Source organism: Streptococcus sp. HMSC066F10, from assembly GCF_001813805.1.
In the GTDB taxonomy this organism is placed as follows: Bacteria; Bacillota; Bacilli; order Lactobacillales; family Streptococcaceae; genus Streptococcus; species Streptococcus vaginalis.
The window spans coordinates 1-265 of record NZ_KV813963.1; the positions used below are offsets into that span (position 1 = coordinate 1).

1 protein-coding gene is annotated in these 265 nt (G+C 48.7%); it reads left to right on the top strand.

Going from position 1 to position 265, the window contains the following annotated elements; translation table 11 throughout:
• Window positions 1–265, top strand: a 265-nt coding sequence (locus tag HMPREF2933_RS10080) for a GA-like domain-containing protein (RefSeq protein ID WP_398578155.1), incomplete at both ends; no start/stop codon positions are given.

Here is a 265-nt window from a genome sequence, read left to right on the forward strand (position 1 = left end):
AAAGCTGAAGTTGAAGCAGATGGTGTTGTTAATCCAGATGAGAAATCAGCCGTAGATGGCTTGAACGATGTCACAACTGAGAAGAAAGGTACAGCAACTCCGTTAGTCGATAGCTTACCAGAAGGCCCAGTCAAAGAAGCGTTGAAAGCACGTCTTGATCAAGTAACGACATCAGAAGTAACCGTCAACGATGCGGATAGCAACGGCAAACCAGATTCCCAAGATGCCGCAGAAGCCGCAGCTGAAGCAGCCGTGAAAGCAGCCG